The organism is Nocardia speluncae NBRC 108251 (assembly GCF_001613245.1).
Classification (GTDB): Bacteria; Actinomycetota; Actinomycetes; order Mycobacteriales; family Mycobacteriaceae; genus Nocardia; species Nocardia speluncae.
In genome coordinates this window covers 58,761-77,717 of sequence record NZ_BDBZ01000028.1, presented here as the reverse complement: position 1 = coordinate 77,717, position 18,957 = coordinate 58,761, and the positions used below count along the sequence as shown (strand labels likewise).

At 67.3% G+C, this 18,957-nt stretch carries 17 protein-coding genes; 8 read left to right on the top strand and 9 right to left on the bottom strand.

From position 1 onward, the window contains the following. The 3 genes from NS6_RS22110 to NS6_RS22100 form a co-directional block, all read right to left on the bottom strand. On the bottom strand, positions 1-474 hold the full coding sequence (locus NS6_RS22110; protein ID WP_068044752.1) for an SRPBCC family protein: 474 nt from the start codon (positions 472-474) through the stop codon (positions 1-3). 358 nt (positions 475-832) lie between these two features. Continuing rightward, positions 833-1,636 (bottom strand): TIGR03084 family metal-binding protein, encoded by an 804-nt coding sequence (locus NS6_RS22105; protein ID WP_068044751.1) that lies wholly within the window; start codon positions 1,634-1,636, stop codon positions 833-835. 65 nt (positions 1,637-1,701) lie between these two features. Further along, positions 1,702-3,057 carry a DUF445 domain-containing protein gene (locus tag NS6_RS22100; RefSeq protein WP_068044749.1) on the bottom strand — a complete coding sequence of 452 codons (1,356 nt, stop codon included), beginning with the start codon at positions 3,055-3,057 and terminating at the stop codon, positions 1,702-1,704. 169 nt (positions 3,058-3,226) lie between these two features. Between NS6_RS22100 and NS6_RS22095 the strand changes: the two genes are divergently transcribed. Both NS6_RS22095 and NS6_RS22090 read left to right on the top strand, forming a co-directional pair. After that, positions 3,227-4,036 carry a cyclase family protein gene (locus tag NS6_RS22095; protein WP_068044747.1) on the top strand — a complete coding sequence of 270 codons (810 nt, stop codon included), beginning with the start codon at positions 3,227-3,229 and terminating at the stop codon, positions 4,034-4,036. Next, on the top strand, positions 4,033-5,730 hold the full coding sequence (locus NS6_RS22090) for a thiamine pyrophosphate-binding protein (RefSeq protein ID WP_068044746.1): 1,698 nt from the start codon (positions 4,033-4,035) through the stop codon (positions 5,728-5,730). The genes NS6_RS22095 and NS6_RS22090 overlap by 4 nt, the downstream gene beginning before the upstream one ends. A 20-nt stretch (positions 5,731-5,750) precedes the next feature. Here NS6_RS22090 and NS6_RS22085 read toward each other — a convergent pair whose 3' ends face one another. Next, on the bottom strand, positions 5,751-6,680 hold the full coding sequence (locus tag NS6_RS22085; protein ID WP_068044744.1) for an SDR family NAD(P)-dependent oxidoreductase: 930 nt from the start codon (positions 6,678-6,680) through the stop codon (positions 5,751-5,753). 103 nt (positions 6,681-6,783) lie between these two features. Here NS6_RS22085 and NS6_RS22080 point away from each other — a divergent pair, with 103 nt between their 5' ends. Then, positions 6,784-7,449 (top strand): TetR/AcrR family transcriptional regulator, encoded by a 666-nt coding sequence (locus tag NS6_RS22080; RefSeq protein ID WP_068044742.1) that lies wholly within the window; start codon positions 6,784-6,786, stop codon positions 7,447-7,449. A gap of 76 nt (positions 7,450-7,525) precedes the next feature. Here NS6_RS22080 and NS6_RS36480 read toward each other — a convergent pair whose 3' ends face one another. The 5 genes from NS6_RS36480 to NS6_RS22055 all read right to left on the bottom strand — a co-directional run bounded on the left by NS6_RS36480 (position 7,526) and on the right by NS6_RS22055 (position 11,324). After that, positions 7,526-7,972 carry a DsbA family protein gene (locus NS6_RS36480; RefSeq protein WP_068044740.1) on the bottom strand — a complete coding sequence of 149 codons (447 nt, stop codon included), beginning with the start codon at positions 7,970-7,972 and terminating at the stop codon, positions 7,526-7,528. 120 nt (positions 7,973-8,092) lie between these two features. Beyond that, positions 8,093-8,428, bottom strand: coding sequence for a tautomerase family protein (locus NS6_RS22070; RefSeq protein WP_157112881.1), 336 nt, complete (start codon positions 8,426-8,428; stop codon positions 8,093-8,095). 51 nt (positions 8,429-8,479) lie between these two features. Further along, positions 8,480-9,733, bottom strand: a complete 1,254-nt coding sequence (locus NS6_RS22065) for an MFS transporter (protein WP_068044737.1) — start codon at positions 9,731-9,733, stop codon at positions 8,480-8,482. Next, entirely contained in the window at positions 9,730-10,773 is a 1,044-nt protein-coding gene (locus tag NS6_RS22060) for a PLP-dependent cysteine synthase family protein (protein ID WP_068044878.1), read from the bottom strand. The genes NS6_RS22065 and NS6_RS22060 overlap by 4 nt, the downstream gene beginning before the upstream one ends. Before the next feature lie 188 nt (positions 10,774-10,961). Further along, positions 10,962-11,324: a hypothetical protein gene (locus tag NS6_RS22055; RefSeq protein WP_068044735.1), complete on the bottom strand. Its 363-nt coding sequence runs from the start codon at positions 11,322-11,324 to the stop codon at positions 10,962-10,964. Positions 11,325-12,122: 798 nt separating this feature from the next. On the opposite strand from NS6_RS22055, the gene lon reads away from it, so the two are divergent. The 5 genes from lon to NS6_RS22030 all read left to right on the top strand — a co-directional run bounded on the left by lon (position 12,123) and on the right by NS6_RS22030 (position 18,905). Beyond that, positions 12,123-14,582 (top strand): endopeptidase La, encoded by a 2,460-nt coding sequence (lon, locus tag NS6_RS22050; RefSeq protein ID WP_084471310.1) that lies wholly within the window; start codon positions 12,123-12,125, stop codon positions 14,580-14,582. Between the two features lie 167 nt (positions 14,583-14,749). Further along, positions 14,750-15,403 (top strand): fasciclin domain-containing protein, encoded by a 654-nt coding sequence (locus NS6_RS22045; RefSeq protein WP_068044733.1) that lies wholly within the window; start codon positions 14,750-14,752, stop codon positions 15,401-15,403. Positions 15,404-15,554: 151 nt separating this feature from the next. Further along, positions 15,555-16,235 (top strand): ECF RNA polymerase sigma factor SigK, encoded by a 681-nt coding sequence (gene sigK / locus NS6_RS22040; RefSeq protein WP_068044731.1) that lies wholly within the window; start codon positions 15,555-15,557, stop codon positions 16,233-16,235. Further along, entirely contained in the window at positions 16,228-17,097 is an 870-nt protein-coding gene (locus tag NS6_RS22035) for an anti-sigma factor (protein WP_084471295.1), read from the top strand. Before sigK ends, NS6_RS22035 begins: the two co-directional genes overlap by 8 nt. A 332-nt stretch (positions 17,098-17,429) precedes the next feature. Further along, entirely contained in the window at positions 17,430-18,905 is a 1,476-nt protein-coding gene (locus NS6_RS22030; RefSeq protein ID WP_068044875.1) for a molybdopterin-dependent oxidoreductase, read from the top strand. The last annotated feature ends 52 nt before the right edge of the window (positions 18,906-18,957 follow it).

Below are 18,957 nucleotides of genomic sequence, written 5' to 3'. Positions count from 1 at the left end.
CTACGCAAGTCGGCCGACAAGGTCTGTACCGTGCAATTCTTCGATGGCCGCGCGCAACCTCGATTCGCTGCGGCGCAGTGCGTTGCGCAGCAGCGCCTTGCGTGGACGGTCGCGCAAGGGGGCTGCGAAACCCCGTGAACCGGTGTAGTCGAGCTCCGAGGTGAGCACAGATCTTCCGCGGCCCAGTGGGTCGAAACGTAGTGTCAGACAGGCGGTGAGCGGCCCGCCGACCAGGGTGTAGCCGATTACCGCGTCCTGGCGGTGCTCGGTGACCTCGCAGTTCAACACCGGACGCCACAGCCCGAACCGGAACCGGATGCCGTACTGGGCGCCGAGCCCTCGGTCGGCTTCGCCTCGGCGTGAGACGTGTTCGGCACCTGCCAGCCACTCCGTCATGGACCGGGGATTGTCTGCATAAGCGAAAGCCACGGTGATCGGCGCCGTCACATCGCTTGCGTACTTGATGAAGCCCACGGGCCCTCCCTCCACGGCTGCCCGACAAAAATACTATAGCCTTCCGCTTTATTTGTGGCAGTCCGGGAATCGATAGCCATGCGACGCATATGTGATGTACGGCCGAATCGTGCCGGAATCCTATCAGAGCAGATGGGTATCGAACCTGCTGTGACCAGCATACGTTTTGCGGAGACGAGCGTCACAGTGGCGTCGCTGTCGTTCGATCCGGTGATCGGATGCGCCGCAGGTTTTCGCGGGCGCTGTCAGGGGTACATAACAGCAGCCGGCGAGCGCCGTACTCGACTGCCGCGCGCAGGCACTCCGGCCAATGATGTCCGGCTGCGCGGGAACCTGGTCCGGCGCTCGCCGGCCCCCGTCAAACCGGCATTCCGGGCTTCCGGCCTTCCCCCGGCGGCCCGGCGAAAGCTTGTGCGATGGTCAGCCATCGGGCTGCGTCGCTGCCGGTCGCCCGGAGCGCCAGATCGTCCGGATGGCGCCGCTGAGTCACCAGCAGGCAGAAATCGAGCGCCGGTCCGGTGACCCGCTGCTGAGCCTCCTGTGGACCCCAGGACCACAGTGTGCCCGAAGGCGCGATGAGCTCGACCCGGAATTCCGCCGCCGGAACCGGCAGCTCCCGGACGATGTAGGCGAAATCGCGGGTGCGCACGCCGATATGCGCGACGGCGCGTAGCCGATCGGTCGGTTCACGCCGGACGCCGAGCGCGTCGGCGATATCTTGACCGTGGGCCCACGTTTCCATGAGTCGCGCGGTGGCCATCGACCCCGGGCGCATGGGCGGCCCGAACCAGGCGACCTTGGCATCGCCGGGCACGGCGCGTAGCGCTGCGTCGAGGGCCGTCCGGCCGTTGCGCCAGCGTTGTAGTAGGTCGGGGACCGGCGTTTCGGCGGCTTCGGCTGCGGCGTCGTCGACGAAGGTGGCCACGCGGTCGGCGGCCTCGGTCAGCAGTTCGGTGAAGGTCGTACCCCCGGTGCGCGCGTCGGTGGCGGATAGGCCGGCGACCTCGTCGGTCCAGGCGAGATGGCCGATCTGATGGGCGACGGTCCAGCCGGCGGCCGGGGTGGGCCGGGTCCATTCCGCGGGTGGTAGCGGTGCGACCAGCGCATCGAGTGCGGCGCTCTCGGCGGCCAGGTCATCGAGCAGTGTGGACAGGTCGGCCATGTGCACAGCATTCCAGCGGCCCGGGTCAAATACAAGCAAGCGTGCTTGAATTTTCTGGCGGACGCCTACCAGCCGAAGATCAGCAGGTGGGTTGCGCCTACGAACAGGCCGAGTACCGCACCGTGCAGATACAACAGCCAGGCATCCTGTTCGACCGACGCGTAGAACATCTCCATGAACTCGCCGGGGGTCAGCAGCTGGAGTTTGCGGGCGGCGAACTCATCGATCTTCTCGGCCTGCTCCCGGATGAAATCGGCATCCCCGACCAGTGCCGGAGCCAGCCCCACGGCCGCACCGGCCGCACCCACTTTCAGATTGTCGAACTGCCGGCGCCCGAACGCGGCGCGCACCACCGAGGTGGTCCGGCCCAGTTGCCGGTGGATCTCGTCGGAAATGAGTTGTTCGAGCAGCAGCCGGGTCTTGTCGCCGTTCGGCCCGTTCAAAAGCTCATTGGACAGGTTCGGCAGGGTCAGTACCTGATAAGCGAGAATATGCGCCAGATCGGTGGCCGCCTGCGGCTGCCGTTTGGCCAGCAGGGCCTGTTTCCACAAATATTTGTAGCGCGGTTGCGGATCGCCGGGTGTGAACACCACTCGGATGGCGATGATATTCACCACCACACCGATGAGCGCGGTGACGAGCAGGACGATCACCCAAGCCGGAACCCAGCCCCAAACCGGGATGTCCTGGTGAATATGCAGATACAACGCGAGCAGCAATCCGAACGGCGCGCCGAGCAGACCGACCCGGACCATGAATTTCAGCTCCGGCGCCGCGATAGTGGTCGTGAGGTCTTTGAGGATATGAGGGTTGTCCTGAAGATAGCGGATCACGAAACCCTTGATATCGATCAGCTGATCGACATTGTCGCCGAGCGAGGTGAATGCCCTCTCACACAGTTCGGGCATCTCCCGCTCGACCCGCTGGTAGATGAGCTGGCGCATCGGCCGCGGCAGGCTCTTCCATAGATCCGGATTCTCCCGGTTCATCACCTCGTCCACGATGGATTCGACCTGTTTACCCGCCAATGCGGCGACATAGTCGGCGATGCCGTCGAGATCGAGCTCGTGGATGAAATCCCGCGGACTGCCGATACGCATCAATGCCTTGTCGACACAGATACTGGCCATTTTCTCGGCCCGAGCCGGAATGAAACCCTGGAAGCCGATCCGGGAGCCGTCCTCGGAGAATGTGGGCAGCACCTGCACTCGGCGCGGGAGATAGGGGTAGAGCACCGCGAGCCCCGGAATCCGGACCCCGCGGAACAACAGCGGCCAGAAGAGCATCACCACACCGGTCCAGTTGGTGAACCAGCCGGCCGCCGCGCTGAATATCGGAAAACTGATCAGGTCGACCACGAATTTGGACTGCCCGGTGAGTTCCTCCCAGTCGATCAACACTCCGGACGAGAGTGTGATCATCGCGCGCTCCCCTTGGGCCGGATTGTGGATTCGATGATCACATTGTCACCGGGCCGTCCCGAGTGTCAATCAGGGCCCCGCCCCCGGCGGTCGCCCATCGTCGCCGGGCCTGCGGCCCGAGGCCGGCATCCACCGCCCCACCGCGGTCGAACGGGAATAAGGTGCCCGTATGACCGATCCTCAGGCCGCAGCCACCGCGCTGTCGACCTTCCTCGACGCCGTCACCACCGGAGACCTGGAAGTGGTCGACCTGACTACCGCGCTGAGCAGTTCGACCCCGGCGCTGCGCCTGCCCGCCCCTTTCGCCAACCTCATCGATTTCAGCCTGGAGGAAGTCAGCGCCTACAACGAACCCGGCCCCTTCTGGCGGCACAACAACATCCATACCGGGGAGCACGTGGGCACCCACCTCGACGCACCGGTGCACTGGGTCACCGGCCGCCACGGCGACGATGTATCGCAGATTCCAGTGCGGCGGCTGATCGGCCGGGCGGCCGTTCTCGACCTCGCCGAGCAGGTCGCCGCGGATCCCGATTACCTGCTCACCGTCGCCGATGTGGAGGCATGGGAACGCAGCCACGGCCGGCTGACGACGGGTACATGGCTGCTGCTGCGCACCGGCTGGGAATCCCGGGGCGATTCCGAGGCGGCTTTCCTCAATACCGACGGGACCGGCTCCCATACGCCCGGCGTGGCGGTCGATTGTGCCCGGTGGCTGGCCACCGAACGCGAGATCACCGGGCTGGGGGTGGAGACGGTCGGGGTGGACGCGGGCCTCGCCGGTGGGTTCGACCCGGCCTTCCCGGTGCACCACTACTTCCTCGGCAACGACAAGTACGGAATCACCTCATTGCGCAATCTCGGCCGGCTGCCGGCGGTGGGTGCGATGCTGGTGGTGACCCCGTTGCCGATAGTCGGCGGTACCGGCAGCCCGGCGCGGGTGCTCGCCGTGATCGATCCGGACGGTGCGCTCGGATGACTGCTGCGCAGCGCGGCGCCGAGGGGGAGTCGAGCTACGGCCCCACCGTCGCCGATGTAGTGGGCCGTGCACTGGCCGACCTGGGTGCCGGGCATGTCTTCGGCGTCGTCGGCAGCGGGAATTTCGTACTCACCGAGGCGCTGCGCCGGGGCGGTGTGCCCTTCACCGCGACCCGGCACGAGGGTGGTGCCGCGACCATGGCCGATGCGTATACGCGGATGTCGGGGCGGACAGGTGTGGTTTCGCTGCACCAGGGCTGCGGATTGACCAACGCGATCACCGGTATCGGCGAGGCCGCCAAGAGCCGCACCCCGATGATCGTGCTGACCGCCGACAGCCCGGCCGCGGCGCTGCGATCCAATTTCCGGATCGATCAGGACGCGCTGGTCCGCAGTGTGGGCGCGGTGAGCGACCGGGTGTACTCCGCCGCGACCGCCGTCGCCGATGTGACGCGGGCGTTCCGGACCGCTGCCACACAGCGGCGCACCGTGGTGCTGAATGTGGCCATCGATATTGCTGCCGCGCCGTGTTCGGCGACCGGGCCGGTGGTGGCGGTGGTGGCGCCGGCGCGGGTCCGGCCGGATGGCGACTCGGTGGCGCGTCTCGCTGAGACGCTCTGTGCCGCAAAAAAGCCGGTATTCGTCGCCGGGCGCGGCGCCAGGTCGGCCGGACCCGATGTTGCCGAGCTGGCGCGGGCTTGCGGTGCGTTGGTCGCCACGTCGGCGGTCGCGAACGGATTGTTCGCGGATGAGGAATTCGCTCTGGGCATCTCCGGTGGTTTCTCGTCCCCGGCCACGGCCGAGCTCATCGCCGGCGCCGACCTGATTGTCGGCTGGGGGTGTGCGCTGAACGACTGGACCATGCGGCACGGCCGCCTGATCGGTCCGGGTACCCGGGTTGTTCAGGTCGATGATGATATCGATGCCATCGGTGCGCACCGCCCGGTCGATTTCGGGGTGTTGGGCGATTGCGCCGCGACAGCCCGGGATGTCCTCGCCGAATTGCGTTCGTCCGCTTCGGCCGGCCAGATCGGTTACCGCACCGGCGATATCGCTCGGCGGATCGCAAAATCATCTCGCTGGCAAGATGTTCCGGTTTCGGATAGTTCCACCACGGAACGGATCGACCCGCGTGTGCTGACGATCGCGCTCGACGAGATCCTGCCGCCGGAGCGGATCGTTTCGATCGATTCGGGGAACTTCATGGGCTACCCGGCGACCCATCTGTCGGTTCCCGACGAGTTCGGGTTCTGTTTCACCCAGGCCTTCCAATCGATCGGCCTCGGACTGCACACCGCGATCGGCGCAGCCTTCGCGCAATCCCGGCGGCTCCCCGTGCTGGGTGTCGGCGACGGCGGATTCCTGATGGCGATCGCCGAACTGGAGACTGCGGTCCGTTCCGGATTACCGCTGGTGGCGATCGTGTACAACGATTGCGCCTACGGCGCCGAGGTTCATCATTTCGCCGATGCCGACCACACCACCGTCACCTTCCCGGAAACCGATATCGCCGCCATCGCCGCGGGTTTCGGTGCCGCCGGGGTGACGGTACGCACGGTCGAGGATCTGGCGCCGGTCCGCGAGTGGGTCGAGCGGTATCGCACGGATGGGCAGTCGCGACCGCTGGTGATCGACGCCAAGATCACCAGCGACGGCGGTGCCTGGTGGTTGGCGGAGGCGTTCGCCGGCCACTGATCAACCTCGATGGTTGCGTTTCACGGCCGGTGGGTCACTGCCGGGGCCGGGCTGAGGGGAAAAGTCACGCCGGTGAGTTCCTCGGAGATCGTCCACAGGCGCTGCTGGACCGCTCGGTCGTGGGAATCGGGGCTGGAGGCGACCGGTTTCGGATATCCCCGGATCTCCCCGCGGCCGCCGGGACCGTAGTACTGCCCTCCGGCGACGGCCGGGTCGGTGGCAGCGCGCAGGGTGGGCAGGGCGCCCATTTCGGCGGTCTGGGTGAGCAGCGGCGCGAGCCAGGTTACGGGCAGGCGGAGTGCGGTGGGCGTATTGCGGACGAGTTCGGTGTTGGATACGCCGGGATGGGCGGCGACCGCGACGGTGGTGCCGTGCGTTGTGAGACGGCGCTGAAGCTCGTAGGTGAACATCAGGTTGGCGAGCTTGGCCTGGCCGTAGGCGGCCATGCGGCTGTAGGAGTGCTCCCACTGCAAGTCGTCGAAGTGAATGGCGGCCCGAATGCGGTGGCCGGTGCTGCTGACCGTCACGACGCGGGAACCGGGGACGGGCAGGAGCCGGTCCAGTAGCAGGCCGGTCAGGGCGAAGTGGCCGAGGTGGTTGGTGCCGAATTGCAGTTCGAAGCCGTCGGCGGTGGTCTGGCGCGGGGTGTACATCACGCCCGCGTTGTTGATCAGCAGGTCGATGCGCGGGTGAGCGGCGCGTAGGTCGGCCGCCGCGGACCGGATCGATTCCAGGGAGGTCAGGTCGAGGGGCTGGACGGTGACTTCGCCGGTCATGCGCGAGGCCGCCTGCCTGCCCTTCTCGAGGTTGCGGACGGCCAGGACCACCGCCGCCCCGCGTGCGGCGAGTATCCGGGCGGTTTCGAAACCCAGTCCGGTATTGGCGCCGGTCACGATTGCCACTCGGCCGTGCTGGTCGGGGATGTCCTGCTCGGTCCAGTTGCTGTTCATGCCGCGCTCCTTATTACGAACCATCGGTCTCTTATGTGCACCAACATAAAAGACCGTCGGTCTTCTGTCAAGGGACCGGCGGTCTTTAAGTTAGGGTGAGGGCGTGACATTCCAACGGGCACGCAGTGAGGAGCAGCGGGAAATCCGCCGCCGGGCGATTCTGGATACGGCGGCGGCGATGCTCCACGAGATGCCCGTGGCCGAGGTGAGCCTCAATGAGCTCAGCCGGCGGGTGGGCCTGGCCAAGTCGAACGTCCTGCGGTATTTCGAGTCGCGCGAGGCGGTGCTACTCGAACTGCTGGACGACTTCCTGGGGAGCTGGCTCGCCGAGCTGGCGGACGAACTGGCCGCAGGTATCGACGCGCAGGCGGCGCCGGAGGTGCGGGCGGATCGGCTGGCCGAAATCCTCAGCCGGTCATTGGCGGAACGGGTGGTGCTCTGCGACCTCTTCGGTGCGCAAGGCGGCGTCCTCGAGCGCAACGTTTCGGTCGAGGTCGTCAAACGGCACAAACGTTGCTCGCTCGCGAGACTCGCGGCCATGGTCGATCTCATGCGCCGTCATCTGCCGGAGCTGGGCGACGACGCGCAGCTGTTCTGCCTGATGAGCCTGGTCTCGGCGGGTGCTCTGTCGGCATACTTCCCGCCGCCGCCCAGCGTCCTCGCTGCCTATGCGGACGATCCCGCCCTCGGCGTCCTCGATACAGAGTTGCGCGACGCTCTGCGGCACTCGTTCACTGCGGCGCTCGTGGGCGTGCTGCCGCGCACCTGAACATTCCGTTCGCGGCAATGCAGAGTCTGGATACTTGCCCCGGCCGCCGCGGCGAGTTCGCTGGTACGCAACCCGCTCATCGCGCGCCGCCGAACCCGGCCTGCACCCGGGCGGCGAAGGCATCGAGGACCTCGGCGTAGGCGGCGGCAACATCGACGCCCACCACCGAACCGTCGGTGGTGGGCGGCCCGGTCGGCCGAGCGCGACGTCGAGGCTGCAGTGAGGTCGTCGTAGCTTCACCCCATCCGGCTTGTATTTCGAACATGCGCTGATACATCTGCTCGAATCGCCCCTGCTGGGCGGCCGCTTCCACAGCCCGCGCGGCACGTTCGGAGTTGAAGTGCGAGGGAATAGGGAAGTAGCGCACGACGAAGGTCACTCGCCCATCCGGAGCAGTCGATAGCCGGTGGCTGTCGGCCCGCGCCGCGGAGGCCGGCGCAGCGCCGGGCTCGCCCTGAGGGGCCTCGTCGTCGTTGCTACGGGCCGCTGTGATCGCCGCGGCCGTGATCAGCACCGCGAGCACGGCCGCGAGGGTAGCCGAGATCCGCAGTTTCCGCGAGGAACACCGGACCAGGCGCCCTGGTGAGTGGGCGCCTGGCCCACGGTGCCGAGATCGGCCCCGTACCGTCCGATCAGCGTTGGGTCAGCGGGTTATGGAGACGCTGACGCCGGGAGTGCTCGCCACCGGTTGATCGATCACCACCGACAGTGTCGAGCCGGGGGTTCGGGCTGCCCGGGCGGCGAATCGGGAGATGTTGTCGGCGAGAGCTTGTTTGGCTTGCGGAGTGAAACCGGGAGGCAGTGCCCCCAGGACAGGGCCCAGATCGAATGCGGTGATCGCTGCGGCTTCGGCCTGGGTCAGTTTCACGGTGACCGTGCTGTCGGACGGCGTTACCGATACTGCTGCCGCCGGCGCGCTCGTCATCAGAAGACAACCGAGAGGGGCGGTGAGAACGGTAAGTGCAGCGAAGAGTTTCACAGTATTCCTTTGCTGTGGTGGCCGAACAGGAGGGATTCGGAGGTTGAACCGTCAGACCGGTGCCGGCTCCGGCTGGGTCTGTTTCACAGGGCGGGACCGATCGAGGCGATGCAGAGCCAGGACGGAGACCGCGCCGATAGCGGCGAGGCCGACCCAGACGAGGATTTCGGCATCGGCTTCTCGGGCGGCGCCCAGGACCGCCCCGGTGGCCAGGTTTCCGATCAGGATGCCGACACCGACGATGGTGTTGTAGAAGCCGTAATGGGTTGCGACGAGCCGATTTCCGGCCAGCGAGACCACGCTGTCCATTTCGAACGGGAACACCGTGGCCGTACCGACGGCCAGCAACGCAGCCGAAATCAGCAGCGCGGCGTAGGCGGCGACCACGCCGAAGGTGCCGACACCCGGCACGATGGCCAGTGGTAGGAACGCGACGGTGAGAACGCACATGCCGATCACCAGGGAGCGCCCGTTTCCGAAGCGGTGGCCGAAGAACGCGGTGATGCGCAGTTGCCCGGCGATCGCCACGACCGCGGACACCACGAACACGGCGGAAACCAGAATCTGGGCACGATCGCCCGCGATGGCCTCGGCCTGCAACGGTAGTGCCAGATAGGTCTGGAACGACAGCACATAGGACCCGATCATCGCGACGGAGAACCAGACGAAGCGGCGATTGCCCGCAACGATCCGCCAGTCGTGGAGCACCGAGGTCTTTTCCGGGGTCTCCGGGGCCTGCCGGGTGGGCAGAGCGCACAGTTGCGCCACGGTGAGTGCGGCGAAGACCACGGCCGCGGCGCCGGCGGTGACGCGGAAGTCCAGCGCCATCAGTGCCAGCCCGACCAGCGGGCCTGCCAGGATTCCGGCCTGGTAGAACACGTTGAATACGGCGAAGGCCTCGACACGGCGTGCGCCGGTATCGGCGGCGAGGTACGCCCGGACCGCTGGGTTGAACAGCGCGCCCGCGAAACCGGTCGCCGCCGAGGCGATCAGTATCGCCGGTAGTGATGTCGCGAAGACGAGCAGCGCGAAACCGCCGGTGCGCAGCAGGCATCCGGCGACGATGAGCGGTTTGTAGCCGAGTCGGTCGGCGAGGGTGCCGCCGATGAGGAACATGCCCTGCTGGGAGAAGTTGCGGACCCCCAGCACCAGGCCGACTGCCCACGCGGCGAGGCCGAGGGGACCGGCCAGGTACCCGGCGAGGTAGGGCATGAGCATGTAGAAACCGAGATTGATGCCGAACTGGTTGATCATCAGCAGTCGGGCCGGCAGGTCGAAGCTGCGGAACTTGCCCAGCAGGGTCATCGCGTCACCTCGGAGTAGGTCGTGAGGGCGCGGGGGTCGACCACGGTGGTGCACCGGGTCCAGGTCTGCACCACCTGTTGCTCGGGATGATCGATGGTTTCCGGGGCGAGTGGGGGTTCGGCGTCGAGTAGTCCGTGCTCGGCGCAGTAGCTGTCGTTGTAGACAGTGTCGAAATAGCGGTGCGGTCCGTCGGGGAACACCGTGGCGATCCGAGTGCCGGCCGCGTGCGTGCGCGCCACCCATCCGGCCACCAGCGCGGCCGCGCCCACGCTCCAGCCGCCGCTGGCGTAGTGCGTCTGGGCGAGGGCGCGGCAGGCCCAGACGGCGTCGGCCGGTCCGACCCAGTGCACTTCGTCGAAGGCGCCGTAGTCGACGTTGGCCGGGTAGATACTGGAACCCAGGCCGCGCATCAGGCGCGGCTGCGCTGGTTGACCGAAGATGGTGGAGCCGATGGTGTCCACCCCGATGAGTTTCATTTTCGGCTGGAACCGCCGTAGTACGCGGGCCACCCCGGCGGAGTGGCCGCCGGTGCCGACTGCGCAGACCAGAACATCGACGGCACCGACCTGGTTCACGAGTTCCAGTGCCAGCGATTCGTAACCGGCGACGTTGTCGGGGTTGGTGTACTGGTCCGGGCACCACGAGCCGGGCTCGGCGGCCAGTAATTCTTCGACTCGGTCCCGGCGGGCCTGCTGCCAGCCGCCGACCGGATGAGGTTCGGTGACCAGTTCGACCTGTGCGCCGTAGGCGGCCAGCATTCGAGAGACGATCGGTTCGAGTCCGGGATCGGTCACCACCGTGGTCGGGTGCCCGGTGACGATCCCCGCGAGCGCCAGTCCGAGGCCCAGAGTGCCGCTGGTCGATTCGATGACCCGCGCTCCGGGCGCCAGATCGCCGCGTACCTCGGCCTGCCGCACCATGTGCAGAGCGGGTCTATCCTTCATTCCGCCCGGGTTCGTGCCTTCGAGCTTCGCCCAGAACCCTCGGTCCGGAGGTGCCAAGGGCATCTCGATCCATTGCACCGGGGTGTTACCGATCAATTCGTGGGGAGAACGGGCGCGGCGTAGCGCTTCTCCCCAGGGCTCGGTGAGGTCCGTCAGGGTTCCGGACACGACGACATCGTCCATGGGTGTCGCTTTCTGTATGTGCGCCGATGCGGCGCAGACGATTTCGGGCAGCGGGCACCGGCCGCGCGACCTGCGTGGGTCGTCGGCCTGGCGCTGGCCTGTCAGCGTCTGGAGATACAGAAACGGGTCAAGGTGTCACGGCCACCCGCACAGGTCGGTGGGCCGGTAGTGAGCGGAAAGGCGGACGGCGCGAGTGCGCCCTCGACCGCAGCGTGCCCGCGCTGATCGGGGGCGATGCGAGCTTTCGGGGTATCGGATCCGGCGGCAACGAACTCGTCGGAGGCGATGTGGCGGGCGTGCGGTTGTTCGTCGGGCCTATCCGACGGGGTGCAGAACTCGGCTTCTTCGGGGCCGAAAGTCTCGGCGCCGGCGAAGGAGGTGGTCGTCTGGTGGAGATAGTCGCGTTCGCCGTCGCAGCCCGCCAGCGAGAACACCAGAACCAGAATCGCGGTAACCCATGTCACGGCAACGCGGCGGTATGGCTGGTGTCGAGGGCTCGCCGGAGTCTCCACCCGGTATTTCATCGCTAGCGGGTGACGAGCTGTTCTATGCGCAGGTGCACTGTCGCGGCGGAGCTGCCGGCCAGAGGTCTCGCCGCCGGTACAGGAAAAGGATGATGCCCGGGTCGTTGCGCTGGGGTCCGCTCCGAGACGTGATGCGCCGAGAAGTTGTGTACCTCGTTCGCTGCGCGGCAATTCGTGAAGGCCCGGCCGAAGCGAGCCTTCGAATTTGCCGGGGCCCGGAGAGCACAGGATGTGCCGGGTGAACCGGTGCGGGTGTCGAGCACGGGTGAACCATAGATGCCCACGCCGCCGCGTCCTGTGTCCGTGATCACCGTGTACAGCCATTCTCAGAAAATTCTCAGTCACGTGCCCGGCACGCGATTCGTGTCATGGCGAGGTGATCGTGATATTGCCGAAATGGGCAAGGGTTGTTTCGGTAGCAGGCCGCACCGGCCCCGGCCAGTAACCTGCGCCGTGAGGCGGTCATGGCCGAACCCCTTTCGATCTCTGTCGGCGTCCGTATCGGAGCATCGGTGGCCGTGGCGGGGACGCGGTTGCCGGCACGAGTATCCACACCTGTTGGCGTGTATGCAATTTCGCGAATTACCCACCAGTGGAAGTCCGGCGGTAGGTGAGCACTACCTCTTCGCCCTGGGCGAACACGGGGCCGGGTTGGAACAACAGCGAACCTCTCGAAGTTGAGTCGAGATAGCTCAACTATTGGAGGTTGTGTTCGTGACTACACCACTGAATCTTCCGGTGCTGTTCCTGACCGATCCCATCGTGCTGCCGGGCATGGTCGTCCCGATCGAACTGGACGAATCAGCGCAGGCGGCGATCGATGCCGCGCAGGCCGCGAAAACCGGAACCGTACTGCTCGCCCCCCGCCTGACCGAGGGGTACGCCGCCTACGGTGTGCTCGCCACCATCGAGCAGATCGGCCGGATGCGCGGCGGTACACCTGCCGCCGTGCTCAAGGCGGAACGGCGCGCGAAGATCGGCCACGGGGTTACCGGCCCCGGCGCCGCGCTGTGGGTGGAGGCCGAACCGGTCGAGACCCCCGACGCCGACGGCCGCACCCGTGAACTGGCCGACGAATACAAGAAGCTGGTGGTTTCGGTACTGCAACGCCGTGAAGCGTGGCAGGTAATCGATGCCGTCAACCAGCTCAGCAACCCCTCGGCCATCGCCGATACCGCCGGTTACGCCGCCTACCTCACCGCCGAACAGAAACGGGAACTGCTCGAAACCCCCGACGTCGCGGCGCGGTTGAACCAGCTCATCGAATGGACCCGGTCGCATATCGCCGAGGCCGAGGTCACCGAGAAGATCGGTGACGAGGTCCGCGAGAACATGGAGAAGAGCCAGCGCGAATTCCTGCTGCGCCAGCAGCTCAACGCCATCCGCAAGGAACTCGGCGAGGACGAGCCGGACGGTGCCGATGACTACCGGACCCGCGTCGAGCAGGCCGGCCTGCCCGAATCCATCCGGGAGGCGGCATTACGCGAGGTGGCCCGGTTGGAGCGGTCCAGCGACCAGAGCCCGGAAACCGGTTGGATCCGCACCTGGCTCGATACCGTGCTGGAACTGCCGTGGCAGGTGAAGACCACCGACTCCACCGACGTGGCCGCCGCTCGGGCCGTGCTCGACGCCGACCACCACGGCCTGGACGAGGTGAAGGACCGGATGGTCGAGTACCTGGCGGTCCGGGCGCGGCGTGCCCGGCGTGGGCTCGAGGTCGTCGGCGGGCGCGGGTCGGGCGCCGTGCTGGTACTGGCCGGACCTCCCGGCGTGGGTAAGACCTCGCTCGGCGAATCGGTCGCCCGCGCGCTGGGCCGCAAGTTCGTGCGGGTCGCGCTCGGTGGTGTACGGGACGAGGCCGAGATCCGCGGTCATCGGCGCACCTATGTGGGCGCGATGCCCGGCCGGATCGTGCGGGCGATCAAGGAAGCGGGTTCGATGAACCCGGTCGTCCTACTCGACGAGGTGGACAAACTGGGTGCAGACTTCCGCGGCGACCCCGCGTCGGCGCTGCTCGAGGTACTCGACCCGGCCCAGAACCACACCTTCCGGGACCACTACCTGGATATGGACCTGGACCTCTCCGATGTGCTGTTCCTGGCGACCGCCAACGTGATGGAAACCATCCCCGGCCCCCTGCTGGACCGGATGGAAGTGATCACCGTGGACGGCTACACCGAGGACGACAAGGTGGCTATCGCCCGCGACTTCCTGCTGCCTCGCCAGCTGGAACGCAATGCGTTGACCGCCGAGGAAGTCCAGGTCACCGATGCCGCACTGCGTGAGATCGCCGCCGATTACACCCGGGAAGCCGGGGTTCGGCAGATGGAACGGCTCATCGCCAAGGCGCTGCGCAAGGCCGCTACCCGGTTGTCCGAAACCACGATGTCCGCTGCGAGCGGCTCCGGCGCAGACGCCGCCGGCGATGAGGATGCCGTGCGCGGTCCGGATTACGACCTCGAACTCGGGTACAGCCCGGTCGGCGGGCACCGGGGCGGTACGACCGCACTGGATACCGGCGGACCCCGGGAAACTTTGCGTATCGATGTCGCCGACCTGAAGGAGTACCTGGGCCGTCCCCGGTTCACTCCGGACTCGGCGGAACGCACGGCCGTGCCGGGTGTGGCGACCGGACTCGCGGTCACCGGACTCGGGGGTGACGTCCTCTACATCGAGGCGAACACCGCGGAGGGAGAACGCAATCTCACCCTGACCGGTCAGTTGGGTGATGTGATGAAGGAATCGGCGCAGATCGCGCTGACCTACGTGCGCTCGCATCTCGGCGAGATCGGTATCGAGCCCGGTGTCCTGGACCGCAGCCTGCACCTGCACGTCCCCGCGGGCGCGGTACCCAAGGACGGTCCCTCCGCCGGGGTCACCATGGTGACCGCGCTGGTGTCGCTGGCGCTCGGGCGTCCGGTGCGGTCGGATGTGGGTATGACCGGTGAGGTCACGCTGAACGGCCGGGTACTGCCGATCGGCGGGGTGAAGCAGAAACTGCTCGCCGCGCAGCGTGCGGGTCTGAAGACGGTGTTCATCCCGGCACGTAACGAGGCCGATCTGGACGATGTCCCCGCGGATGTGCTGGCCGAACTGGATGTTCGTCCGGTGGCCGACGTGGCCGAAATCCTGGCCCACGCCATCGAGCCGATCCGGGAACCGGCCTTCGACAACCGGTCCCTGGCGGCCACCGCCTGACCGTTGCGCAGTTCCGCGGGCCGCGGCAGCCATCACCGGCTGCCGCGGCCCGCACTCGTTCAACCGAATGGTTCCCATCCGCCCGGCAGGTCCACCCGAACTCCGTCCAGCAATGTTCGCGGTACGACCGGCAACGTGGTCGTCCTGGCCGAAAGTGATGGAAACTCATGAAAAGCATGCAACGCGCTGTGCTTCTGGCCGCGGTGGTCTCCACAACCGCACTTCTGGGGGCGACAGCATGTTCCGGTGACGAAGGGGAAACGGCAGCATCGACGAGCAGCGCTCCCATGTCGTCGGCGGCGACCGAGCCCGCCGCCGGTGATCCCGCGGCCGGCCTTGTCGGGCCCGGCTGTGCCGATTACGCGGCTCAGGTGCCCGACGGTGCGGGATCGGTCGGCGGGATGGCGCAGGATCCGGTCGCGGTGGCGGCCTCGAACAACCCGATGCTGAAAACCCTCACCCAGGCTGTGTCGGGCGAACTGAATCCGCAGGTGAATCTCGTCGATACGCTCAACGGCGGCGAATTCACCGTTTTTGCTCCGGTCGATTCGGCCTTCGCGAAAATCGATCCGGCGACTCTGGAGTCTTTGAAAACGGATTCCGCCACGCTGACCGATATCCTCACCTACCACGTGGTACCCGGGCAGATCGCGCCCGACGATATCGCCGGGGATCATGCGACCGTTCAGGGGGGCACGGTGACCGTGACTCGCGAGGGCGAGACGATCGAAGCCGGGAAGGCGTCGGTGGTCTGCGGCGGCGTGCAGACCGCGAACGCGACGGTCTACATGATCGATGAAGTCCTCATGCCGCCCGCGTAACCGATTTTCGTGCGCGCCGGCGCCGGGTGCCCGAGACTGGGCCCATGACGCATCGCGGCCGTAGGTGTGACCTGTGCTACAACCCGGGGTCGGCGTCCATCCTCGCCGCCGCGGGTGGCGAACACCTTGCCATGCAGTCGAGGGCACGATCATGACGAAGTGGCCGGAATCCGGCTCCGGGGCGATCCGGCTCCGCAGCGTCGACGCGGAGCATGCCGGTACTGAAGACGGGGCGGCCTGCCCCGCCCGCCGCGCCGGCCACGACGACGGCGCAACCCAGCGCCGGCTCGCCGATCTGCTGCAGGCGGCCGGCAACGGTGACCGAGAATCGTTCACCCTCTTCTACCGGGAGACCAGTCCTCGGGTGTTCGGGCTGGCGCGGCGGATTCTGCGCAGCCCGGCGGCGGCCGAAGAAGCCACCCAAGAGGTGTATCTACAGGTGTGGTCGGCCGCCGCTCGCTACGACCCGGCGCGGGCGAGCGCGATCGGATGGTTGATGATGATCGCCCACCGGCGAGCCGTCGACCGGGTCCGCGCCGAGGAATCGGCCGCCGTCCGGGATGTCGTCTACGGCCACACCCATTTGGGACGCGACCATGACATCGTCTCCGAAACGGTGCACCAAAAGTTCGACGAGCAGGCTGTCCGCGATTGCCTCGAGGTGCTCACCGCCACGCAGCGGGAGGCGGTCGCGCTCGCCTACTACAGCGGGCGCACCTACCGTGAGGTCGCCGATCAGCTCGAATCCCCACTGCCCACCATCAAGAGCCGCATCCGCGACGGTCTGAAACGGCTCCAGAACTGCCTCTCAGGGGTTGTCTCCGATGCCTGATACTTCACCGCCCGATTCGCCGGACAACCACGGTGACCTAGTGGACCTGGCCTTCCCCTATGCACTCGACGCCGTCTCGGCGGTCGAGAGCGCCGATATCGAACAACGATTGCGCGCCGCCGATCAGGGCACTGTCCGCGCATTCGACAGTGTCGTACGCGATGTCCGCGAAGCGATGGGCGCCTTATCGGTGCTCGACGCGCAAGAACCGCCCGCCTCGGTGGAGGCGCGCATACTCGCCGCCCTCGGCTCCCGCCCCGGCGCACGTTCGGATGTACACACCGGTGCGCGCAGACCCGGTCCCGGTGAACTGTCGCCATCCAGGCAGCCGCAGGATCCGCGGGCAGATGCAGCAGTATCCGACCCTGGCGGCAGACCCGCGGACGCCGATGAACTGGCCCGAGCCCGTCGGCGCCGGCGTCGGCTGTCGGGACTTGCGGCCGCGGCCGCGGTGGTGGTGGCCATCGGTATCGGTTTCGGGGTCCTCGGCCGGCAGACCGGAGACGAACCGGGCGGAGCCGTCACCGCGCAGCAGATTCTCGCGCAGCCCGACGCCCGCACATCCACCACCCCTATCGGTGCCGGCGGGACCCTCACAGTGCACTTTTCCGCCGAACTGGGCGCGGTCACCGTCGCCTTCGATGCCGTACCGGCCCCACCGGACGGCAGCGACTACCAGTTGTGGTTGATCGATGCGACCGGTGTTCCGCAACCGGCCGGGGTGCTGGCCGAGCTGCCTGCGGCGAACGCACCCTATGTCACCGAGTTCACCGGTTCCGAACAGCTCGCGGTGACGCTCGAACCCGATGGCGGATCGCCCGCCCCGACCAGCACACCCCTCGGGGCGGTCGCGCTGGGGTGAGCCACCCGGTCGGCTCCGGCGAGAAACAGGGCACCTGCTTTCCGTGTCCGGCCGGGTCACTGCGTGGCCAAGGCCGGCCGCCGATTCCTGACGGTTCGGTGACGCTGTGCCCGCGCATCTTCCCGAACCGTGCCCGCAATGACACCATCCGCACCTGGGTAGTACGACGAACACCGAGGCAGGCGGGCCCGCCGGGGCCCGATGGCGGAACGAGGGTGCTGATGCAGGACGTACCGGACCCGGCCGGGATCGCGCAACGACCCCGGGCGTCGGCGGCCGACCCCACTCCCGGGGCGGTAGCGGCGGGTTTGTGCGGTCTCGTGGCCGCCGGGATGGTGCTCGGTATCGCGGAACTGATCGCCGGACTGATCGATCCGGACGCGTCACCGTTCGTCTCGACCGGCGCCACCGTGGTCGACCACACACCGAAAGCGGTGCGTGAGTTCGCCATCGAACAGTTCGGCACCGCTGACAAAGCCGTGCTGTTCGCATCGATGGCGGTGGTGATGGCCGTGCTCGCCGTCGTGGTGGGCCTGCTGGAACGGCGGCGGCCCTACGGAAGTGCGTTGCTGATCGCCTTCGGGCTCATCGTCTGCGTGGCCGTGCTGGGCCGGCCCACCGCGACTCCGGTGTTCGCGATTCCGATCCTGCTCGGTGCTGCGGCGGGTGTTGTCACCCTGCGCTTTCTGATAGCGCGCGCCCCGGATCCGAAGCCCGCGGACGAAGTATCGGCCGACGACCCGTCTCGGCGCCGGTTCCTGGTGCTGGTGGCCGGTGCCGCCGTTGTGGCGGCCGGGAGCGCGGCCGCCGGACGCTGGGTCGGTGAACGGATGCGGGCCGTAACCGCCGATCTGGAGCGTTTCGTGCTGCCGCGTCCGGTGACAGCGGCTGCCCCGCCACCACCGGGTACCGATCCGCCGGTACGCGGTCTCACCGAATTCGTCACACCCAACGAGACGTTCTACCGGATCGACACTGCCCTGCGTATTCCCGCGGTGACCAGCGAAGACTGGCGGTTGCGGATCCACGGAATGGTGGATCGCGAGATCGAACTGACAATGGACGAGCTGCGCCGCCGGCCCGCGGTGGAGAAGATGATCACCCTCACCTGTGTCTCCAACGAGGTCGGCGGCGACCTGGTCGGAAACGCTCGCTGGATCGGATACCCGCTGGCAGACCTGCTCGCCGAGGCCGGGGTTCGTCCTGACGCGGATATGGTGCTGTCCACCAGCGCCGACGGATTCACCGCGGGAACACCGGTGGCGGCCCTCACCGACGGTCGCGACGCGCTGCTGGCCGTCGGGATGAACGGGGCCCCGCTGCCGGTCGAGCACGGATATCCCGCCCGGCTGGTGGTCCCCGGGCTCTACGGCTATGTGAGCGCGACCAAATGGGTGGTCGATCTGGAGGTCACCAGATTCGACAGGGCCCAGGCGTATTGGACCCGGCGCGGCTGGTCTGCGCGCGGCCCGATCAAAACCGCCTCACGAATCGACGTACCCGCCCCGTTCGCGAAGATCGCACCCGGGCCGACCGTCGTCGCCGGTGTGGCCTGGGCGCAGCAACGCGGTATCGCCGCTGTCGAAGTCCAGGTCGACAACGGACCGTGGCAGCCTGCCGAGCTCGCGCCGGAATACTCCTCGGACACTTGGCGGCAGTGGACCTGGCGCTGGGACGCGGTCCCCGGCGACCACACCCTGCGGGTCCGCGCCACCGACGGGGAAGGTCGCGTACAGACCGAACAGCGGGCCGATCCGGTACCCGACGGCGCCACCGGCCGGCATACCCGAACCTTCCGGGTCGAGTAAGTGCCGTACCGGTGGTTCCACGCCTGGGTGACCACTCTGCCGCACTCTCGTG